We start from the raw sequence: 18,059 nt of genomic DNA, 5'->3' as shown, positions 1-18,059 counted from the left end.
GCGACGCCGTTCCCGCGCAGTTCTTCGGATGAACACCACCCGTGTGGCCCATCCCGCGACGCCGTGGACGGGCCGCGCACGAGATGCGCGGGACGACGCGGTCGTGTAGCGCGTGTCCCTCAGGGGCCTCCCCGCCCCGGTTCCTGCTGATCAGCGGCCACGCCGCCCCGCGCCTGCCAGGCAGAGATCGGCCGGACTCCGGTGCGGCGGCGTCCTCGCCGCGCAGGTGCCCCATGCGTGCGACGGTGTGCAGGGCCCCACGAGCCGGACGGAGCATCCGGCGACGCACGGCCGCGGAGTTGCTCCCGGCGCCCTCAGGGAGTTCGGTCCCCCCTCATGCGGCCGTTCGTGACGAGCCTGCTCCTCGACGGGGTCGCCGGACGACGGGCGCCTCGCTGCCCGCCGGGACCGCCGCGCCCCATGAAAAACTCCCCTGATCCGCGTTTTCGCAGATCAGGGGAGTCTTGTGAGGTTGTGGAGCCTAGGGGAGTCGAACCCCTGACATCTGCCATGCAAAGACAGCGCTCTACCAACTGAGCTAAGGCCCCGGGAAAGGTGACCATGACCGAGAGGCACGCTCCTCGGTCACCGTCGCGCACCAGAGTACCGGGTCACCCCCGTGATTCTGCAAAAGGATTGGGACTCCCGATGGGACTCCCGGTCCCTGGACACGCTCCGTAAGATGCACCACGAGGTTCGCAGCAGCGAAGCCGCTTTGGGGAAGCGATGGGGAGACGCAATGGACGCAGCGCAGCAGGAGACGACCGCAAGAGCCCGGGAACTGCAGCGCAGCTGGTACGGGGAGCCGCTGGGGGCGCTCTTCCGCAGGCTGATCGACGACCTCGGTCTCAACCAGGCGAGGCTCGCGGGCGTACTCGGTCTGTCGGCTCCGATGCTCTCCCAGCTGATGAGCGGCCAGCGTGCCAAGATCGGCAACCCCGCTGTGGTCCAGCGCGTCCAGGCACTGCAGGAGCTGGCGAGTCAGGTGGCCGACGGCAGTGTGAGCGCCGTGGAGGCCACGGCCCGGATGGAGGAGATCAAGAAGTCGCAGGGCGGCTCTGTCCTCACCGGCACGAGCCAGTCCACGGGCACGTCCGGGGCGCCGACCGTGCGCCGCGTCGTGCGTGAGATCCAGTCGCTGCTGCGCTCGGTCGCGGCGGCGGGCGACATCATCGATGCGGCGGACTCACTCGCCCCCGCCCACCCCGAACTGGCAGAGTTCCTCCGGGTGTACGGCGCCGGGCGCACCGCCGACGCGGTCGCCCACTACGAGTCGCACCAGAGCTGAACGAGGCGGACGTCGCCGCAAGGGAACCGGGAGCTGGCGCAGCACAATGGGTGAGGTCTTCGCTGGTCGGTACGAACTGATCGACCCGATCGGACGCGGCGGTGTCGGAGCCGTCTGGCGCGCCTGGGACCACCGGCGCCGACGCTATGTGGCGGCGAAGGTTCTGCAGCAGAGCGACGCCCACACCCTGCTCCGCTTCGTGCGCGAGCAGGCGCTGCGGATCGATCACCCGCACGTCCTGGCCCCGGCCAGCTGGGCCGCGGACGACGACAAGGTCCTGTTCACCATGGACCTGGTGAGCGGCGGGTCGCTGGCGCACGTCATCGGCGACTACGGCCCGTTGCCCCCGCGCTTCGTCTGCACCCTGCTCGATCAGCTGCTGTCCGGACTCGCCGCGGTGCACGCGGAGGGGGTCGTGCACCGCGACATCAAGCCGGCCAACATCCTGATGGAGGCCACCGGAACGGGCCGGCCGCACCTGCGGGTCTCCGACTTCGGCATCTCCATGCGCAAGGGTGAGCCGCGGCTGACCGAGACCAACTATGTGGTGGGTACGCCCGGTTACTTCGCGCCCGAGCAGATGATGGGCGCGGAGCCGGACTTCACCGCCGATCTGTTCGCCGTCGGTCTCGTCGGGCTGTATCTCCTGCAGGGCCAAAAGCCCGACTCCCAGGCGCTGATCGAGCACTTCGCCAACCACGGCACCCCGAGCGCCCCCCAGGGCATTCCCGAGCCGCTGTGGCAGGTGCTCGCCGGGCTGCTGCAACCCGATCCGCAGGCCCGCTTCCGTACGGCCACTGGCGCGCGCAAGGCACTCACCTCCGCCGTGGAGATGCTGCCCGAGGCCACGGCCGACGAGGAGCCGGTCGAGATCTTCGACCAACTCGGGTCGCTGCCCGCCGGCTTCGGCCCGAATGGGCCCGAGTCCGCCGAGGACACGCCCCGGCAGGCGCCGTCCGCCGCCCCTGCCTCGCAGCCCGCCCCGGCCTCGCAGACGGGCAGCTTCCACCTGGCCCCGCCCCCGCAGCAGCCCTCCCCACCGCAGTCGCACGCGGTCCAGCCCGCCGCTCCGGCCGCCGTGCCGGTCCCGCCGGATTCCACGCCGAGCCCGGTCCCCGCTGCCGTACCGGCGCATCCCGTCTCCCCCCACCACGCGCCGACGCAGGAGCAGCCCTCCCAGGCCCTTACCGCTCCTGTGCCGTACGAACAGCCTTCCACCCGGGCCTACACCGCCCCGCGCCAGCAGGTTCCCGATTCCGCCGCGCGGAACTCCGGGGCCCTTCCTTCCGCCGCCCAGAAGAGGCCGGGACCGCCCCCGAAGGTCGCGGTCCCGGTTCTGATCGTCGCTCTGCTGTGCTTCACCGTCGGCATCTGGGCGCTCACCCAGACCTGAGCCGGCACCGCCGCACTCCCGCCTACCGGCCGGGCGGCGGTCCGTACTGCCCGTAGCCGTAGCCGTAGCCGTAGCCCTGGCCGGGCGGTCCCTGCGGGGGCTGCGCGTGCGGGTTCTGCGGCGGCTGCGCGCCCGGGTACCCGTAGCCAGGCGGCGGGCCGTACGCGGCGGCCGCCGGCGCCTCCTGCGCCTGGACGGCATGGACCGCCTGGGACTGCTGGGGCGCCGGCGCGTGTCCCTGTGCCGGGACGGCGGCCGGGCCCTCCGCGGCCCCGCCCCGCCGCCGTGCGAGCAGTGTCCATACGACGAGCCCCACCACCAGGACGGTCCCCGCGCCGATCCCCGCCGCCGCGACGACCGCCATCGTGCCGCTCTTCTCCGCGGCGTCGGCGTTCTTGCCGCTGCCGGCAGCGGCCAGGTCGTCCTCGGTGACCTGGAAGTCGCCCGCCGGACCGTCGTAGGCGGGCCCTGTGCTGGGCTGACCGGTCACGTTCACGCGCAGCGTCAGCTGCAGCGGGTTCTCGCCGAACGCCTCGGCCATCTCCGGGCTCAGCGTGACCGAGAGGTAGTACCAGCCGGCGAACCGCATGGCGGCCGCACTGGTGTCGGAGTCGTAGCGGTTCTCGTAGGCGACCGGCGGCAGCGGGTCGAGGGCCATGGACTTCTGCTTGCCGTCGTAGTAGACGCTGCTGTCCTCGTCCACCAGGCCCCGGGCCGGGTTGTGCAGGGCCACCGTCATGGCGTTGCCGACGCTCTCGCGGGCGTCACCCGAAGGGCTGTTGCCGATGTCGGCGCTGACGAACAGCTGCTGTCCCCAGTCCACCGGCACCCGGTAGAAGAGGGTCCGGCCGGGCGCGATCTCGTCCTGCCACTCGCCCTGTTCGAGGCTGGTCGCGTCGTGGAAGCCGGTGCCTCCGGCCCGCTTCTGCGGACCGCCGCCCGGCACCGCGGGCGAAGCCGACGGCCAGTTCTCCCTCGCCTCCGTGGGCGCGGCCTTCTTCAACCCGGGCTCGGTCAGGAAGCGGATCTCCACATCCCACGGCTCGGGTGTCGACGTGGCCTCGCTCGTACGCTCCAGGAGGACGTAGTACGCCCCCGCTTCCTGGCAGCTGGTGCCGTCCTCCTCGATCCGCCGGGTCGCGTAGTCGGCGACAGGGCGGGCGTACGTCGCCGATCCGAACGTGGCCTCACCGTCGCTGCACTCGGAGCCCGACCGGTCCTCGATGCTGACTTCGAGCTTGTCGGCGTAGGCGACCTTCGTCCCCAGCTTGGGGACGGCCACCGCCGAGACGTAGGCGTTGGACGCGGCGTCGAGGTCGATCCGGTAGTAGCGCTTCTCGCCCGGCTTGATGCTGTCCTTGTACGTCGAACCGGCGGTGAGTTCCGGGCCGTTGCTGTTGACCGGCGTGCCCTGGACGGGCTTCGCCTCGTCGTCGAACGTGTACGGGCTCGGTTCGCCCGCCGCCCACGCCTGCCCCGGCAGCGCCGCCACGGCGCACATCGCCGCCATCGCGGCCAGCGTCACCCGGCCCCTGCCGCGCTGCCTCTTCACGCGTTTCTCCCTGTGGTCGATGAGTCCGACGAGCCCGCCGCCGGGCTCGGCCCGCCGGACGGGCCGGTGGCCGCCGTGGCCCTGCGCCGCAGCAGGGCGACCGCCACGGCCGCGACCAGGACGGCGCCGCCGCCCGCCGCCGCGGCGATCGCGACGCCGGACCATCCTGCCCCGTCGGCGCCCGCGCTGTCTGCGCGGGCGGGCGAATCACCCTTCTTGTCCCTCTGTTCGCCCGGACCGCCCGCAGGCAGGGGTGCGTCGCGCTGCGGCCCGGCCTGCCGGTCGCCGAGAACGGCCACGCGGGCCCGAGGGCACGACTCACCGGTGCCGGCGCCGACCGGCGCCCGCGCCGGGGTGACGATCTGGGTGGCGCCGTGGGACCGCGCCGCCGACGAACCGTTCAGGACCGGCCCGTTGGAGAACTTCCCGTCGCGGCGCAACTGCTGTCCCCGGCCCGGCTCTTCCGCTCGACGACGAGCCGGAAGCGGTCCGCCCGGTCGCAACGCCCCGAAGCCTTCCGGCCGGGCATGCGCCCGACGGCAGGAGTGAGCGCGGCCGACAGCACCGTCCGCGGGCTCGGGAAGGGTGCTCGGCAGCCTTCTGGGGCGACGCGCCGATGGGAGCGTCCTCCTTGAGCCGCAGGGCCTGTACGGCCCGCTTCAGGGCCGCCCTGCCGAGGGGCCGCACAGACGGTGCGGACCGTGTGCCGGTGCACCCCTTGGGCCTGCCTTCCCCCGAGAGCTCCCACGTGGCCGGCTCCGCCGTGTCCAGCGCCGCGCCGATCGTCACCACCGATGTCACGCGCGACCCCATCCCACGACTCATGTTTGCTCTCGCAAGCTAACGATTTGCCGCAGCGAACTCAAGGGCATTGCGTCACGGTCGCGCCACAGCCCGCAGTCAGCCGCCCGGCGCGCTACCGGCCCTCGCAGCACGAAGCCCCGGCCGCTTCCGCGGCCGGGGCCCATGATCCAAGGACTGCGTCTCACACACCCGAACCTGCGGGCACGGAGTCGGTCGCCTCCGTCCACAGATCCTGCTCGGCGCGATCCGCCTGGATCTGGCGGTACACGAGGAGCCCGCCGATGGCGGCCAGTGCGACCAGGAGAAGCTTCTTCACCGCGCGACCTCGTCTTTCCTTGACGTATGAGGACTTCTGGCGCCCGACTATACACACCGACCGATACCGATCGGTGACCTACGGGCCGCCCCCGAGACCCGGCCCCGCCTCAACTGGGGGCCGCGGCAAAGCGATCGGCCCGGCCGCCGCCGGGGGCCGCGCCGATCATGGACGGTGCGCCCCGACCGGGCAAGCAGAAGGCCCCCAACCGGATCCGGCTGGGGGCCTGTGCACTGTGGGGCTAACAGGATTTGAACCTGTGGCCTCATCCTTATCAGGGATGCGCTCTAACCAACTGAGCTATAGCCCCTCCGCGCTGCGCGCTGACCTCTGAAGATTAGCGCACACGCGGTGCAGCGCCAAAATCGGATTCCGGGGACCCGGCTCCGGCGCTACTCGTCCTCGGCGAGCGTGAGCTCCACACCGCCCACAAATCCGGCGGAGAGGTTGTAGATGAAGGCCCCGAGGGTGGCCAGCGCTGTGGCGAGCACCACATCGATCACCGCGATGACCGAGGTGAAGATGAGCACCCGCGGCAGCGACAGGAACGACTGGAGATCGAAGCCGTTGCTCTCGTTGGAGCCGGTGGCCTCGCTGATCGTCCCGCCGACCGTCGAGAAGACGCCCATCGCGTCCATGACCATCCACAGCACCGCGGCCGCGACCACGGTGCAGATGCCCAGGGCGATGGACAGCAGGAAGCTGACCTTCATCACCGACCACGGGTCGGCCTTCGCCACCCGCAGCCGTGCCTTGCGCGTACGCGGTGTCGTACTGGCACCCGTACGCGGCCGGCGCACCGCCGAGGCGGACTGACCGCCCTGGGCGCCGCCCGGCGAGGGATACGCCTGAGGCGGGTGGTACGCCTGTCCGGGCTGGGCGGGAGCGGGCTGCTCGCCGCCGAACATCTGGTGAGGGGGCTGAGGCCCCCGGGTGTCCGTCACTGTGGCCCCCTGGGAGTCCGCGGCAGGGCCACGGGCACCGTTCGCTCCGGAAGCGGCCGCTCCGGCGCCCGTGGCTCCACTCACGCTCTACTCCTCGTGCTCCCCTGCCGAGGACGGAGTGCCCTCGGCTGCCGACTCGGCCGGCTCGTCGCCGTCCGCCTCGGTCCCGTCGACCTCTTCGGCCTCGCGACCTGCCTCGGCGTTGCGAGCGATCCCGACCACGGCATCGCGCTTGCCCAGGTTGATCAGTTGGACGCCCATGGTGTCACGGCCCGTCTCCCTGACTTCATTGACTCGCGTGCGAATCACGCCGCCACCGAGCGTGATGGCGAGGATCTCGTCGGTCTCCTCGACCACCAGCGCGCCCACGAGCGATCCGCGGTCCTCCACGATCTTCGCGGCCTTGATACCGAGGCCGCCGCGACCCTGGACGCGGTACTCGTCGACGGCCGTCCGCTTCGCGTACCCGCCGTCGGTGGCGGTGAACACGAACGTACCGGGCCGGACGACATTCATCGAGAGCAGTTCGTCGCCCTCACGGAAACTCATGCCCTTGACACCGGAGGTCGCGCGTCCCATCGGGCGCAGCGCCTCGTCGGTCGCGGTGAACCGGATCGACTGCGCCTTCTTGCTGATGAGCAGCAGATCGTCCTCGGCGGACACCGGCTCGGCACCGATCAGTTCGTCGTCGGCGCCGCTCTCGGTCTCGCGGAGGTTGATCGCGATGACACCGCCCGACCGCGGGGAGTCGTAGTCCTTCAGCGGGGTCTTCTTCACCAGACCCGCCTTGGTGGCGAGCACCAGGTACGGCACGGCCTCGTAGTCGCGGATCGCGAGGATCTCGGCGATCCGCTCGTCCGGCTGGAAGGCCAGCAGGTTGGCGACGTGCTGACCGCGCGCGTCACGGCCGGCGTCCGGCAGCTCGTACGCCTTGGCCCGGTAGACCCGGCCCTTGTTGGTGAAGAACAGCAGCCAGTGGTGGGTGGTGGAGACGAAGAAGTGGTCGACGATGTCGTCTTCCTTCAGCTTCGTGCCGCGCACGCCCTTGCCGCCGCGCTTCTGCGAGCGGTAGTCGTCGGTCTTCGTACGCTTCACATAGCCGCCACGCGTGATCGTGACGACGATGTCCTCCTCGGCGATCAGGTCCTCGATGGACATGTCGCCGTCGAAGGGCACCAGCTTGGAGCGGCGGTCGTCGCCGAACTTCTCGACCAGCGCGGCAAGTTCGTCGCTGATGATCGCGCGCTGCTTCTCCGGCGAGGCGAGGATCGCGTTGTACTCGTTGATCTTCGCCTGGAGTTCGTCGTGCTCCTGGATGATCTTCTGGCGCTCCAGGGCGGCGAGCCGGCGCAGCTGCATCTCGAGGATCGCGTTGGCCTGGATCTCGTCGATCTCCAGCAGGCCCATCAGGCCCTCGCGCGCCACCTCGACGGTGTCGCTGCGCCGGATCAGCGCGATGACCTCGTCGATCGCGTCGAGCGCCTTGAGCAGACCGCGCAGGATGTGCGCCCGCTCCTCGGCCTTGCGCAGGCGGAACCTGGTGCGGCGGACGATGACCTCGACCTGGTGCGTCACCCAGTGGCGGATGAACGCGTCCAGGGACAGCGTGCGCGGCACCCCGTCGACGAGGGCGAGCATGTTGGCGCCGAAGTTCGTCTGCAGGTCGGTGTGCTTGTAGAGGTTGTTCAGCACGACCTTGGCGACCGCGTCGCGCTTCAGCACGATGACCAGGCGCTGGCCGGTGCGCGAGGACGTCTCGTCACGGACGTCCGCGATGCCGCCGATCTTGCCGTCCTTCACGAGGTCGGCGATCTTCTGCGCGAGGTTGTCCGGGTTGACCTGGTACGGAAGCTCCGTGACCACCAAGCACTGGCGGTTCTGGATCTCCTCGACCTCGACGACGGCCCGCATCGTGATGGAGCCGCGACCGGTGCGGTACGCCTCCTCGATGCCCTTGCGGCCGACGACCAGGGCGCCGGTCGGGAAGTCCGGGCCCTTGATCCGCTCGATCAGGGCGTCGAGCAGCTCCTCGTGCGTGGCCTCCGGGTGCTCCAGCGCCCACTGGGCGCCGGCCGCGACCTCGCGGAGGTTGTGCGGCGGGATGTTGGTGGCCATGCCGACGGCGATACCGGCGCTGCCGTTGATCAGCAGGTTCGGGAAGCGCGCCGGCAGGACCGTCGGCTCCTGGTTGCGGCCGTCGTAGTTGTCCTGGAAGTCGACGGTCTCCTCGTCGATGTCCCGGAGCATCTCCATGGCCAGCGGCATCATCTTGCACTCGGTGTACCGCATGGCCGCGGCCGGGTCGTTGCCCGGGGAACCGAAGTTGCCGTTGGAGTCCACCAGCGGCATGCGCATCGACCACGGCTGGGCCAGGCGGACCAGGGCGTCGTAGATCGAGGTGTCGCCGTGGGGGTGGTACGTGCCCATGACGTCACCGACGACACGGGCGCACTTGTAAAAGCCCTTCTCGGGGCGGTAACCGCCGTCGTACATCGCGTACAGCACGCGGCGGTGGACGGGCTTGAGACCGTCCCGCACGTCCGGCAGCGCGCGCGAGACGATGACGGACATCGCGTAGTCGAGGTAGGAGCGCTGCATCTCCGTCTCGAGCCCGACGGGCTCGACACGCATGGCGAGAGGCTCTTCCTCTTCGGTGGTGACAGGGGTGTTCTCGTCGGCCATTGCTGGTCTTCAGTCCTTTCGTGCGGTACTCAGCTGAGACCGACTCAGATGTCGAGGAAGCGGACGTCCTTGGCGTTGCGCTGGATGAACGAGCGCCGCGCCTCCACGTCCTCGCCCATGAGCACCGAGAACAGGTCGTCGGCCTGCGCCGCGTCGTCCAGCGTGACCTGGCCGAGCACGCGGTGCTCCTGGTCCATGGTGGTGACGCGCAGCTCCTCGGCGTTCATCTCGCCGAGGCCCTTGAAGCGCTGGATCGAGTCCTCCTTGATGCGCTTGCCCGCCTGCTTGCCGAGCTCCACGAGTGCGTCGCGCTCGCGGTCGGAGTAGGCGTACTCGAAGTCGTCCCGGCCCCACTTGATCTTGTACAGCGGGGGCCGGGAGAGGAAGACGTGGCCGGCCTCGACCAGCGGCCGCATGAAGCGGAACAGGAACGTCAGCAGCAGGGTGTTGATGTGCTGGCCGTCGACGTCGGCGTCCGCCATGAGAATGATCTTGTGGTAGCGGAGCTTCTCGATGTCGAAGTCCTCGTGGACCCCGGTGCCGAAGGCCGAGATCAGCGCCTGGACCTCGGTGTTCTGCAGGATCTTGTCGATCCGCGCCTTCTCCACGTTCAGGATCTTGCCTCGGATGGGCAGGATGGCCTGGTACATCGGGTTGCGGCCGGACTTGGCCGAGCCGCCGGCGGAGTCACCCTCGACGATGAAGATCTCGCACTTGGTCGGGTCGTTGGACTGGCAGTCGCTCAGCTTGCCCGGCAGCGACGCCGACTCCAACAGGCCCTTGCGGCGGGTCAGATCGCGCGCCTTGCGGGCCGCGACCCGGGCGGTGGCCGCCTGGATCGCCTTGCGCACGATGTCCGCGGCCTCGTTGGGGTTGCGGTCGAACCAGTCGGTCAGGTGTTCGTGAACGACCTTCTGCACGAAGGTCTTCGCCTCGGTGTTGCCCAGCTTGGTCTTGGTCTGGCCCTCGAACTGCGGCTCGCCGAGCTTGACCGAGATGATCGCGGTCAGACCCTCGCGCACGTCCTCGCCGGAGAGGTTGTCGTCCTTCTCGCGCAGCAGCTTCTTGTCACGCGCGTACCGGTTGACCAGACCCGTCAGAGCGGCCCGGAAGCCCTCCTCGTGGGTGCCGCCCTCGTGCGTGTGGATGGTGTTCGCGAAGGAGTACACGCCCTCCGTGTACTGCGAGTTCCACTGCATCGCGATCTCGACCGAGAGCATCCGCTCCTTGTCCTCGGCCTCGATGTCGATGACCGTGGGGTGGATGAGGTCACCCTTGCGGCTGTTGAGGTACTTGACGAAGTCGACGATGCCGCCTTCGTAGTAGTACTTCACGGTGCGGGCCGGCTGCTCCTCGACCGTCTCGGCGGAGGCGTCCGCGTCGTCGGCGCGCATGGTCGCCTTCGCGGACTCGCGCTCGTCGGTCAGCGTGATCGTCAGGCCCTTGTTGAGGAAGGCCATCTCCTGGAAGCGCCGCGACAGGGTCTCGAAGGAGTACTCGGTCGTCTCGAAGACGTCCGGGTCGGCCCAGAACGTCACGGTGGTGCCGGAGTCCTCGACGGCCTCGTGCTTGGCCAGGGGCGCGGTGGGCACCCCCTGCTTGTACTCCTGGGTCCACCGGTAGCCGTCGCGCTTGATGTCCACCGAGACCTTGGTCGACAGCGCGTTCACGACGGAGACGCCGACGCCGTGCAGACCGCCGGAGACGGCGTAGCCGCCGCCGCCGAACTTGCCGCCGGCGTGCAGCACGGTCAGGACGACCTCGACGGCCGGCTTCTTCTCGACGGGGTGGATGTCGACGGGGATACCGCGTCCGTTGTCCACCACCCGGACCCCGCCGTCGGCGAGGATCGTGACGTCAATGGTGTCCGCGTGCCCGGCCAGGGCCTCGTCGACGGAGTTGTCGACGACCTCCTGCACCATGTGGTGCAAACCACGCTCGCCGGTCGAGCCGATGTACATGCCGGGGCGCTTGCGGACCGCGTCCAGACCCTCGAGGACGGTGATCGCGCTGGCGTCGTACGAGGAGCTTGCCTCGCCGTTCCCACCGGCAGCAGTGGACGGGGTGTTCTCGTTGGGGTTGCCGGAATCGGCCACGAAGCGCCCTTTCTGGCACAGCACAAGCCGCTCTCCGGGCTAGCGGGACCGGCTGCGTCGTTCGGCATCTAATCGACGTGTCCCGCGAGATACGCGGGATTGTCCACCAGTCTACCGGTACCGGCGACACGAATGGGGGTTTGCCGGTAGCTGAGTCCGCATGTGCCGCCCTGAACCGCCTCCGTCCGACTCCCCATATGCGGGAAGGGGCTCCAAGAGGCTCACACGGGCTTTGAGAGCTTCGGGCTGTCAACCTCCGGCTACCCTGAGGGACACCTCGGACGTACCGTCCGGTTTCCCCTGTCCCGGCAGCCGCGCGAACGGGGCCGGATCAGCCGTACGTGTCCCCCGGGCCCGTGCTTCCGGGCGCCCGCAGCGGACCGAACCGGCGCTGCGGCCCACCGGGGCCCAGCACCTTGATCACCCGGACCGTGCCGTGCCCCAGATCCTCGTTCAACCGCGCCACGAGCCGCGGAGCCAGCAGCCGAAGCTGCGTCGCCCATGCCGTGGAGTCGCACTGGACCGTCAGCACCCGCTCGCCCGGGTCCTCGTCGTAGCGCAGCGGTACGCAGTGCTTGGCCAGGTCCTCGCCGACGATCTGCGGCCAGCGGCCCATCACACCGCCCACCGCGGCCGGGGTCTCCCAGCCCCGCTCGGTGATCAGCCGGTTGATCGCCGCGCCGAGCGGCAGCGGATCGCGGCCGTCCGCTCGCGCGCCCGAGCGCAGCCCACCGCCGCGCCGGGCCTGCTTCTTCTGCTGTGCGGCCGCGCCCTTGGCCTTCGCCTGCTCCTTGGCCGCGCGCAGCGCGACGCGTGCCAGGTCGACACCCGAGGACTCGGGAACCCGCGGGGCCGAAGCAATCTCGTCCTCGCTCATGCGCGCTCCACCTGCCCGTCGGCCACCGTGTACCGGGCGCCCGCCAGCACGTGGGGGACGTCGTCGTCGACCGCGGCCGTTACCAGCACCTGTTCACCGGGGGCCACCAGCTCCGCCAGGCGCTCCCTGCGGCGTGCGTCCAGCTCGGCGAACACGTCGTCGAGCACGAGCACCGGCTCGTTGCCCTCGGCGCGCAGCAGGTCGTAGGAGGCCAGTCGCAGCGCCAGCGCGTAGGACCAGGACTCGCCATGGCTCGCGTACCCCTTCGCCGGGAGCTGTCCCAGCTTGAGCAGCAGGTCGTCACGGTGCGGGCCGACCAGGGTCACACCCCTCTCGATCTCCTGCTTGCGCACCTCGGCCAGCGCGCCCGTCAGCTGCTCGTACAACTCCTCGCGCGTCATGGGCCCGGCGTGCCCGGCACCCTCGGGGGCGGAGGAGGAACGGTACTCCAGGGCGATCGGACCGCCGCCCGGCGCCAGTGCCTCGTACGCCTTGTCCGTCAGCGGCTGGAGGGCGGTGATCAGGTCGAACCGTCTGGCCAGCACCTCGGCGCCGGCCCGCGCCAGGTGCTGGTCCCATACGTCCAGCGTGGACATGTCCATGGAACGCCCGCCGTGCCGGCGCGCCATCGCGGCCGACTTCAGGAGGGTGTTGCGCTGCTTGAGCACACGGTCGTAGTCCGAGCGCACCCCGGCCATGCGGGGCGAGCGGGCCGTGACCAGTTCGTCGAGGAAGCGCCGCCGCTCGCCGGGATCGCCCTTGACCAGCGCGAGGTCCTCCGGCGCGAACAGGACCGTGCGGACGATCCCGAGCACGTCACGCGGCCTGACCTGCGAGGACCTGTTGATACGAGCCCGGTTCGCCTTGCCCGGGTTGAGCTCGAGCTCGACCAGCTGAGAGCGCTCGCCCTGGGTGACGGCGGCGCGGATCACAGCGCGGTCGGCCCCCATCCGCACCAGCGGCGCGTCCGAGGACACCCGGTGGCTGGACAGCGTCGCCAGATAGCCGACGGCCTCGACGAGATTGGTCTTGCCCTGGCCGTTCGCCCCCACGAAAGCGGTGACGCCCGGATCGAGAGGGACCTCGACCCGGGCGTACGAGCGGAAGTCGGCCAGCGACAGATGCGTGACGTGCATGGTGTGGCGCCGACCTTCCCCCGGCGTGGCTGTGCACCGCGGTGCACAGCCTGTGGATTACTTCTTGCTCTCCACCGCGTGGCCGCCGAACTGGTTGCGCAGTGCGGCGATCATCTTCATCTGCGGGGAGTCGTCCTGGCGCGACGCGAACCGCGCGAACAGCGACGCGGTGATCGCCGGCAGCGGCACGGCGTTGTCGATCGCGGCCTCGACGGTCCAGCGGCCCTCGCCGGAGTCCTGCGCGAAACCGCGCAGCTTGTCCAAGTGCTCGTCCTCGTCCAGGGCGTTGACCGCGAGGTCGAGCAGCCAGGAGCGAATGACGGTGCCCTCCTGCCAGGAGCGGAAGACCTCGCGCACATCGGTGACGGAGTCGACCTTCTCCAGCAGCTCCCAGCCCTCGGCGTAGGCCTGCATCATGGCGTACTCGATGCCGTTGTGGACCATCTTGGCGAAGTGCCCGGCGCCGACCTTGCCCGCGTGGACCGAGCCGAACTCGCCCTCGGGCTTGAGCGCGTCGAAGATCGGCTGGACCTTCGCGACGTGCTCGGCGTCGCCGCCGTACATCAGCGCGTAGCCGTTCTCCAGGCCCCAGACACCGCCGGAGACGCCGCAGTCGACGAAGCCGATGCCCTTGGCGGCCAGCTCCTCGGCGTGCTTCTCGTCGTCGGTCCAGCGGGAGTTGCCGCCGTCGACGACGATGTCGCCGGGGGACAGCAGCTCCGCCAGCTCGTCGATCGTGGACTGGGTCGCGGCACCCGCCGGGACCATGACCCAGACGACGCGCGGGCCCTTGAGCTTGCTCACAAGCTCCTCGAGGCTGGGGACGTCCGCGAGGTCCGGGTTGCGGTCGTAGCCGATGACGGTGTGGCCTGCGCGGCGAATGCGCTCGCGCATGTTGCCGCCCATCTTGCCGAGGCCGACGAGACCGAGCTCCATCAGAGATTCCTCAATCGTTGTGTGCCGTTTCCTACCCGCGTCCGAGACTACGCCCGGACGCGGGTGCACACCTGTGGGGTCAGGCGCTCAAAAGCCGCTGATCAGCCGCTCAGGCGCACCGGCATGATCAGGTACTTGTACGCCTCGTCCGCCTCCGCGTCCACGGCCGGCTTGCCGCTCAGCAGCGCCGGCTTGGTGGAGGTGGTGAAGGACAGCTGGGCGACCGGCGAGTCGATCGCGCTCAGACCGTCCAGCAGGAAGGTCGGGTTGAAGGCGATCGAGATGTCGTCGCCCTCCAGCTGCGCGTCCACACGCTCCACAGCCTGTGCGTCGTCGCTGGAGCCGGCCTCCAGGATCAGCACGCCCTGCTCGAAGCTGAGGCGCACCGGGGTGTTCCGCTCGGCGACCAGGGCGACACGCTTGACGGCCTCGACGAACGGCGCGGTCTCGATGACGGCCACCGAGTTGAACTCGGTCGGGAACAGCGTGCGGTACTTCGGCAGGTCGCCTTCGAGCAGACGGGTCGTCGTGCGGCGCCCGGCGCCCTCGAAACCGATCAGACCCTCACCCGCACCGGAGCCGGACAGCGCCAGAGTGACCGTGTCACCGCTGGTCAGCGACTTGGCGGTGTCGAGCAGCGTCTTGGCGGGCACCAGGGCCACGGCGGAGGCGTCGGGGCTCTCGGGCTTCCACAGGAACTCCCGGACCGCGAAGCGGTAGCGGTCGGTGGAGGCCAGGGTGACGGTGTCGCCCTCGATCTCGATCCGCACACCGGTCAGGACGGGGAGGGTGTCGTCGCGGCCGGCGGCGATGGCGACCTGGGCGGCGGCGGAGGCGAAGACCTCGCCGGGCACGGTGCCGGTCGCGGTCGGCATCTGCGGGAGCGCCGGGTACTCCTCCACAGGCAGGGTGTGGAGGGTGAACCGCGAGGAGCCGCAGACCACGGTCGCCCGTACACCGTCTGTGGAAATCTCCACCGGCCGGTTGGGCAGGGCGCGGCAGATGTCGGCGAGCAGGCGGCCGGAGACGAGCACGGTGCCGTCCTCGTCGATCTCGGCCTCCACCGAGACACGGGCCGAGACCTCGTAGTCGAAGCTGGAGAAGCTGAGAGCGCCGTCCTCCGCCTTCAGAAGAAGGCCTGCGAGTACGGGCGCCGGCGGACGGGCCGGGAGGCTCCGGGCCACCCAGGCCACCGCCTCCGCGAGTACATCGCGCTCCACCCGGATCTTCACCGGAACCGCCTCCTGCTGTTGCTGGCTCGCCCTGCTGGCCTTCGTCATCGGCTTGATGCCGAAGACCAGTCTGACGCACGGCGCCGACAGCTGGTGCGGGTCGGGGTCAAGCCGCGCCAAGAGGTACCGGGCGCTCCGGGCTCGAGTTGTGCACAGCCCCGTCTTCCAAGCGAATTCCCCGGTAACTCTGAGTGGGAGTAGTAGTAGGGCCTGTGGAAACCGTGGATAACGCCTTCTGCGCAGGTCAGAGCCCGTTTTTTGTCCACCGCGCCTGTGGGCGGGACCAGTGGACAACCGGGTGCTTCTGTGGACACGCGAAAGTTCTGCACACCCGATGCACAGGCCACAGGGACTTCTCCCCAGTGCCGTCCCCAGCTTTACCCACGTTCCCCACAGGCCAACCGGCCACGTTGGTGTGATGCCTTTCACTCGACCCGGTGAGCGGGGGTGTTCCGTTGCCGAACAGTGGACAGGGGTGGGGAAAAGCTGTGGGCAACGGAGCCCTGCCTGTGGGCTGCCGGTGGACAACGTGGATCAAGGTCTGTGGACGATTCGGCTGTCCACAGACTGTGGAGGGCCGCCGGTCACAAATCCACACCCTGCTGAGCTGGCCCTACCGTGACTCCACAGGCTGTCCTGTGGACCGTGTCTGGACAACTTCCCGGTCCCCAGGCTGTGGACGGAAGATCGTCCCCACTCCTGTGGAGAACCGGCACCGGCCGGGGCGTATTCGAACACAGACGTCCCGCCGCAGGACGGTACGGCGGCCCGCCGAGCGAACCCGGCAGTCGGCGAGAGGCCCTGGAACGCCGAAAAAGGCGCCCGCGGGATCTCCTCCCGTGGGCGCCTTCGCAGGTCGTGCTGGCGGCTGCGTCAGCCGTTCTTGATGCGGTTGGTGAGCTCGGTGACCTGGTTGTAGATCGACCGCCGCTCCGCCATCAGCGCGCGGATCTTGCGGTCCGCGTGCATCACGGTCGTGTGGTCGCGCCCGCCGAACTGTGCGCCGATCTTCGGCAGTGACAGATCCGTGAGCTCCCTGCACAGGTACATCGCGATCTGGCGTGCCGTCACCAGTACGCGGCTGCGCGAGGATCCGCACAGATCCTCGACCGTGAGGCCGAAGTAGTCGGCCGTGGCCGCCATGATCGCGGTCGCGGTGATCTCGGGAGCGGCGTCCTCGCCTCCGGGGATCAGGTCCTTGAGCACGATCTCGGTGAGACCGAGGTCCACCGGCTGCCGGTTGAGCGAGGCGAACGCCGTGACCCGGATCAGCGCGCCTTCGAGTTCACGGATGTTCCGGGAGATGCGGGACGCGATGAACTCCAGCACCTCCGGCGGGGCGTTGAGCTGCTCCTGCACGGCCTTCTTGCGCAGGATCGCGATACGCGTCTCCAGCTCGGGCGGCTGCACGTCGGTGGTCAGACCCCACTCGAACCGGTTCCGCAGCCGGTCCTCCAGGGTCATCAGCTGCTTGGGCGGCCGGTCCGAGGACAGCACGATCTGCTTGTTGGCGTTGTGCAGCGTGTTGAAGGTGTGGAAGAACTCCTCCTGCGTCGACTCCTTGCTCGCGAGGAACTGGATGTCGTCGACCAGGAGGATGTCCACGTCGCGATAGCGCTTGCGGAAGGTGTCGCCCTTGCCGTCGCGGATCGAGTTGATGAACTCGTTGGTGAACTCCTCGGAGCTCACGTACCGCACACGGGTGCCGGGATAGAGACTGCGCGCGTAGTGCCCGATGGCATGCAGCAGGTGCGTCTTGCCGAGCCCCGACTCACCGTAGATGAACAGGGGGTTGTACGCCTTGGCCGGCGCCTCGGCGACCGCGACGGCAGCGGCGTGCGCGAAGCGGTTGGACGCGCCGATGACGAACGTGTCGAAGAGGTACTTGGGGTTCAGGCGCGCGTGCGGTTCGCCGGGACCGGGCGCGGGCGCGGGCTTGGCGCCGAGCGGTCCGGGCGCGCCCGGGGAGCCGCCGCGGTGCGGGGTCTGCGGCTCGGGCAGCTGGCGCTCGGGACGCGGGTCGTACTGCTGGCGCTCCGGCGGCTGCCGGTAGTCGTGCTGAGGCCGGCTCGGCGGGGCGGAGGCGTACGGGTCGCGCTCCTGGAAGCCGCCGAGGCGCGGCTGCTGCCAGGAGAGGTCTTCCTGGGTACGCGGCCAGGCGCCGGGCTCGGGGCGCTGCTGCTGGTACTCGGGGTACGACGGGCGCACGTCCGGCAGGCCGTCGTCGGGGGACGGACGGTGGCCGTAGCCGCTGTCGTAGGGGTCGCTCTGGCGCCCGGTCTCGTAGGCGTCGACGCCCTGGCGCGGTCCGTCGTACGCGTCGGCGGGGCGGGAATCGTCGCGCTGGGGCCCTTGGTAGCGCGGCTGCTGCTGGTGGGCGGGCGGTGCCTGGGGAGCGGCCGGCTCGCCCACGGTGTCGTCGACGGTGATCGCGATCCGGATCGGACGGCCGCACTCACGGCTCAGCGTCTCGCTGATCAGCGGGGCGAGGCGACCCTCGAGCACGCGCTTTCCCCACTCGTTGGGGACGGCGAGCAGCGCGGTGTCGGCGACGAGCGCGAGGGGCTGGCAGCGTTCGATCCACTGCTTGTCCTTGGGCTCGACGCCCTGCTGGCCCTCGTCGAGGAGCTGGTCCAGCACTCGTGGCCACACTGCGGCAAGATCGGCAGGTACGTCAGCCACGAAGCACGCTCTCTCACAGGTCCCACGAATGTGTGGTTCTCGGGACGGGATGGGAAGACAGGCAGGAAAAGATTCCGAGTTCAGCCACGGTAGTCAGCCCGAGCCATGCGGTTCAAGTTGT

General features: G+C 69.8%; 13 protein-coding genes and 2 tRNA genes. 2 read left to right on the top strand and 13 right to left on the bottom strand.

Translation table 11 applies throughout. The annotated features are described in order from the left end of the window. Window positions 1–475: 475 nt before the first annotated feature. Window positions 476–548: transfer RNA gene (locus AB0K02_RS25870), tRNA-Ala, on the bottom strand. Window positions 549–739: 191 nt separating this feature from the next. On the opposite strand from AB0K02_RS25870, the gene AB0K02_RS25865 reads away from it, so the two are divergent. Together AB0K02_RS25865 and AB0K02_RS25860 are read left to right on the top strand one after the other, a co-directional pair. Then, complete coding sequence (locus AB0K02_RS25865) at window positions 740–1,288, top strand: DNA-binding protein (protein ID WP_365994909.1); 549 nt, start codon at window positions 740–742, stop codon at window positions 1,286–1,288. A gap of 46 nt (window positions 1,289–1,334) precedes the next feature. After that, window positions 1,335–2,681, top strand: a complete 1,347-nt coding sequence (locus AB0K02_RS25860; protein ID WP_365994908.1) for a protein kinase — start codon at window positions 1,335–1,337, stop codon at window positions 2,679–2,681. A gap of 22 nt (window positions 2,682–2,703) precedes the next feature. Here AB0K02_RS25860 and AB0K02_RS25855 read toward each other — a convergent pair whose 3' ends face one another. The 12 genes from AB0K02_RS25855 to dnaA all read right to left on the bottom strand — a co-directional run bounded on the left by AB0K02_RS25855 (window position 2,704) and on the right by dnaA (window position 17,938). Further along, window positions 2,704–4,233 carry a hypothetical protein gene (locus AB0K02_RS25855; protein WP_365994907.1) on the bottom strand — a complete coding sequence of 510 codons (1,530 nt, stop codon included), beginning with the start codon at window positions 4,231–4,233 and terminating at the stop codon, window positions 2,704–2,706. Beyond that, entirely contained in the window at window positions 4,230–4,673 is a 444-nt protein-coding gene (locus AB0K02_RS25850) for a hypothetical protein (RefSeq protein WP_365994906.1), read from the bottom strand. Before AB0K02_RS25850 ends, AB0K02_RS25855 begins: the two co-directional genes overlap by 4 nt. 545 nt (window positions 4,674–5,218) lie before the next feature. Continuing rightward, complete coding sequence (locus tag AB0K02_RS25845) at window positions 5,219–5,353, bottom strand: DLW-39 family protein (protein WP_003958712.1); 135 nt, start codon at window positions 5,351–5,353, stop codon at window positions 5,219–5,221. A gap of 236 nt (window positions 5,354–5,589) precedes the next feature. Further along, a tRNA-Ile gene (locus AB0K02_RS25840) sits at window positions 5,590–5,663 on the bottom strand. Between the two features lie 82 nt (window positions 5,664–5,745). Continuing rightward, window positions 5,746–6,297: a DUF3566 domain-containing protein gene (locus AB0K02_RS25835; RefSeq protein ID WP_307717786.1), complete on the bottom strand. Its 552-nt coding sequence runs from the start codon at window positions 6,295–6,297 to the stop codon at window positions 5,746–5,748. 87 nt (window positions 6,298–6,384) lie between these two features. Beyond that, a complete protein-coding gene (gene gyrA / locus AB0K02_RS25830; RefSeq protein WP_365994905.1) occupies window positions 6,385–8,979 on the bottom strand; it encodes a DNA gyrase subunit A in 2,595 nt (864 codons plus the stop codon). A 44-nt stretch (window positions 8,980–9,023) separates the two neighbouring features. Further along, on the bottom strand, window positions 9,024–11,099 hold the full coding sequence (gene gyrB / locus AB0K02_RS25825) for a DNA topoisomerase (ATP-hydrolyzing) subunit B (RefSeq protein WP_365994904.1): 2,076 nt from the start codon (window positions 11,097–11,099) through the stop codon (window positions 9,024–9,026). Window positions 11,100–11,406: 307 nt separating this feature from the next. Further along, entirely contained in the window at window positions 11,407–11,952 is a 546-nt protein-coding gene (locus AB0K02_RS25820) for a DciA family protein (RefSeq protein WP_365994903.1), read from the bottom strand. Continuing rightward, a complete protein-coding gene (recF, locus tag AB0K02_RS25815; RefSeq protein WP_365994902.1) occupies window positions 11,949–13,088 on the bottom strand; it encodes a DNA replication/repair protein RecF in 1,140 nt (379 codons plus the stop codon). The genes AB0K02_RS25820 and recF overlap by 4 nt, the downstream gene beginning before the upstream one ends. Before the next feature lie 57 nt (window positions 13,089–13,145). Continuing rightward, the gene (gene gnd, locus AB0K02_RS25810; protein ID WP_365994945.1) at window positions 13,146–14,039 is read right to left on the bottom strand and encodes a phosphogluconate dehydrogenase (NAD(+)-dependent, decarboxylating); all 894 of its coding nucleotides are present in this window, start codon (window positions 14,037–14,039) and stop codon (window positions 13,146–13,148) included. 86 nt (window positions 14,040–14,125) lie between these two features. Then, window positions 14,126–15,256 carry a DNA polymerase III subunit beta gene (gene dnaN, locus AB0K02_RS25805; protein WP_365994944.1) on the bottom strand — a complete coding sequence of 377 codons (1,131 nt, stop codon included), beginning with the start codon at window positions 15,254–15,256 and terminating at the stop codon, window positions 14,126–14,128. Window positions 15,257–16,129: 873 nt separating this feature from the next. Further along, entirely contained in the window at window positions 16,130–17,938 is a 1,809-nt protein-coding gene (gene dnaA / locus AB0K02_RS25800) for a chromosomal replication initiator protein DnaA (protein WP_365994901.1), read from the bottom strand. Between the last annotated feature and the right edge of the window lie 121 nt (window positions 17,939–18,059).

It is taken from the genome of Streptomyces sp. NPDC049597, from assembly GCF_040675505.1.
Lineage (GTDB): Bacteria > Actinomycetota > Actinomycetes > Streptomycetales > Streptomycetaceae > Streptomyces.
The sequence above is the reverse complement of the archived record's forward strand: the minus strand, read 5'-3'. Positions and strand labels throughout refer to the sequence as shown.

Coding starts and splice junctions, on each gene's coding strand:
- gyrA (WP_365994905.1), bottom strand. CDS start 8,979: ATGGCCGACGAGAACACCCCTGTCACCACCGAAGAGGAAGAGCCTCTC.
- AB0K02_RS25860 (WP_365994908.1), top strand. CDS start 1,335: ATGGGTGAGGTCTTCGCTGGTCGGTACGAACTGATCGACCCGATCGGA.
- AB0K02_RS25820 (WP_365994903.1), bottom strand. CDS start 11,952: ATGAGCGAGGACGAGATTGCTTCGGCCCCGCGGGTTCCCGAGTCCTCG.
- AB0K02_RS25865 (WP_365994909.1), top strand. CDS start 740: ATGGACGCAGCGCAGCAGGAGACGACCGCAAGAGCCCGGGAACTGCAG.
- recF (WP_365994902.1), bottom strand. CDS start 13,088: ATGCACGTCACGCATCTGTCGCTGGCCGACTTCCGCTCGTACGCCCGG.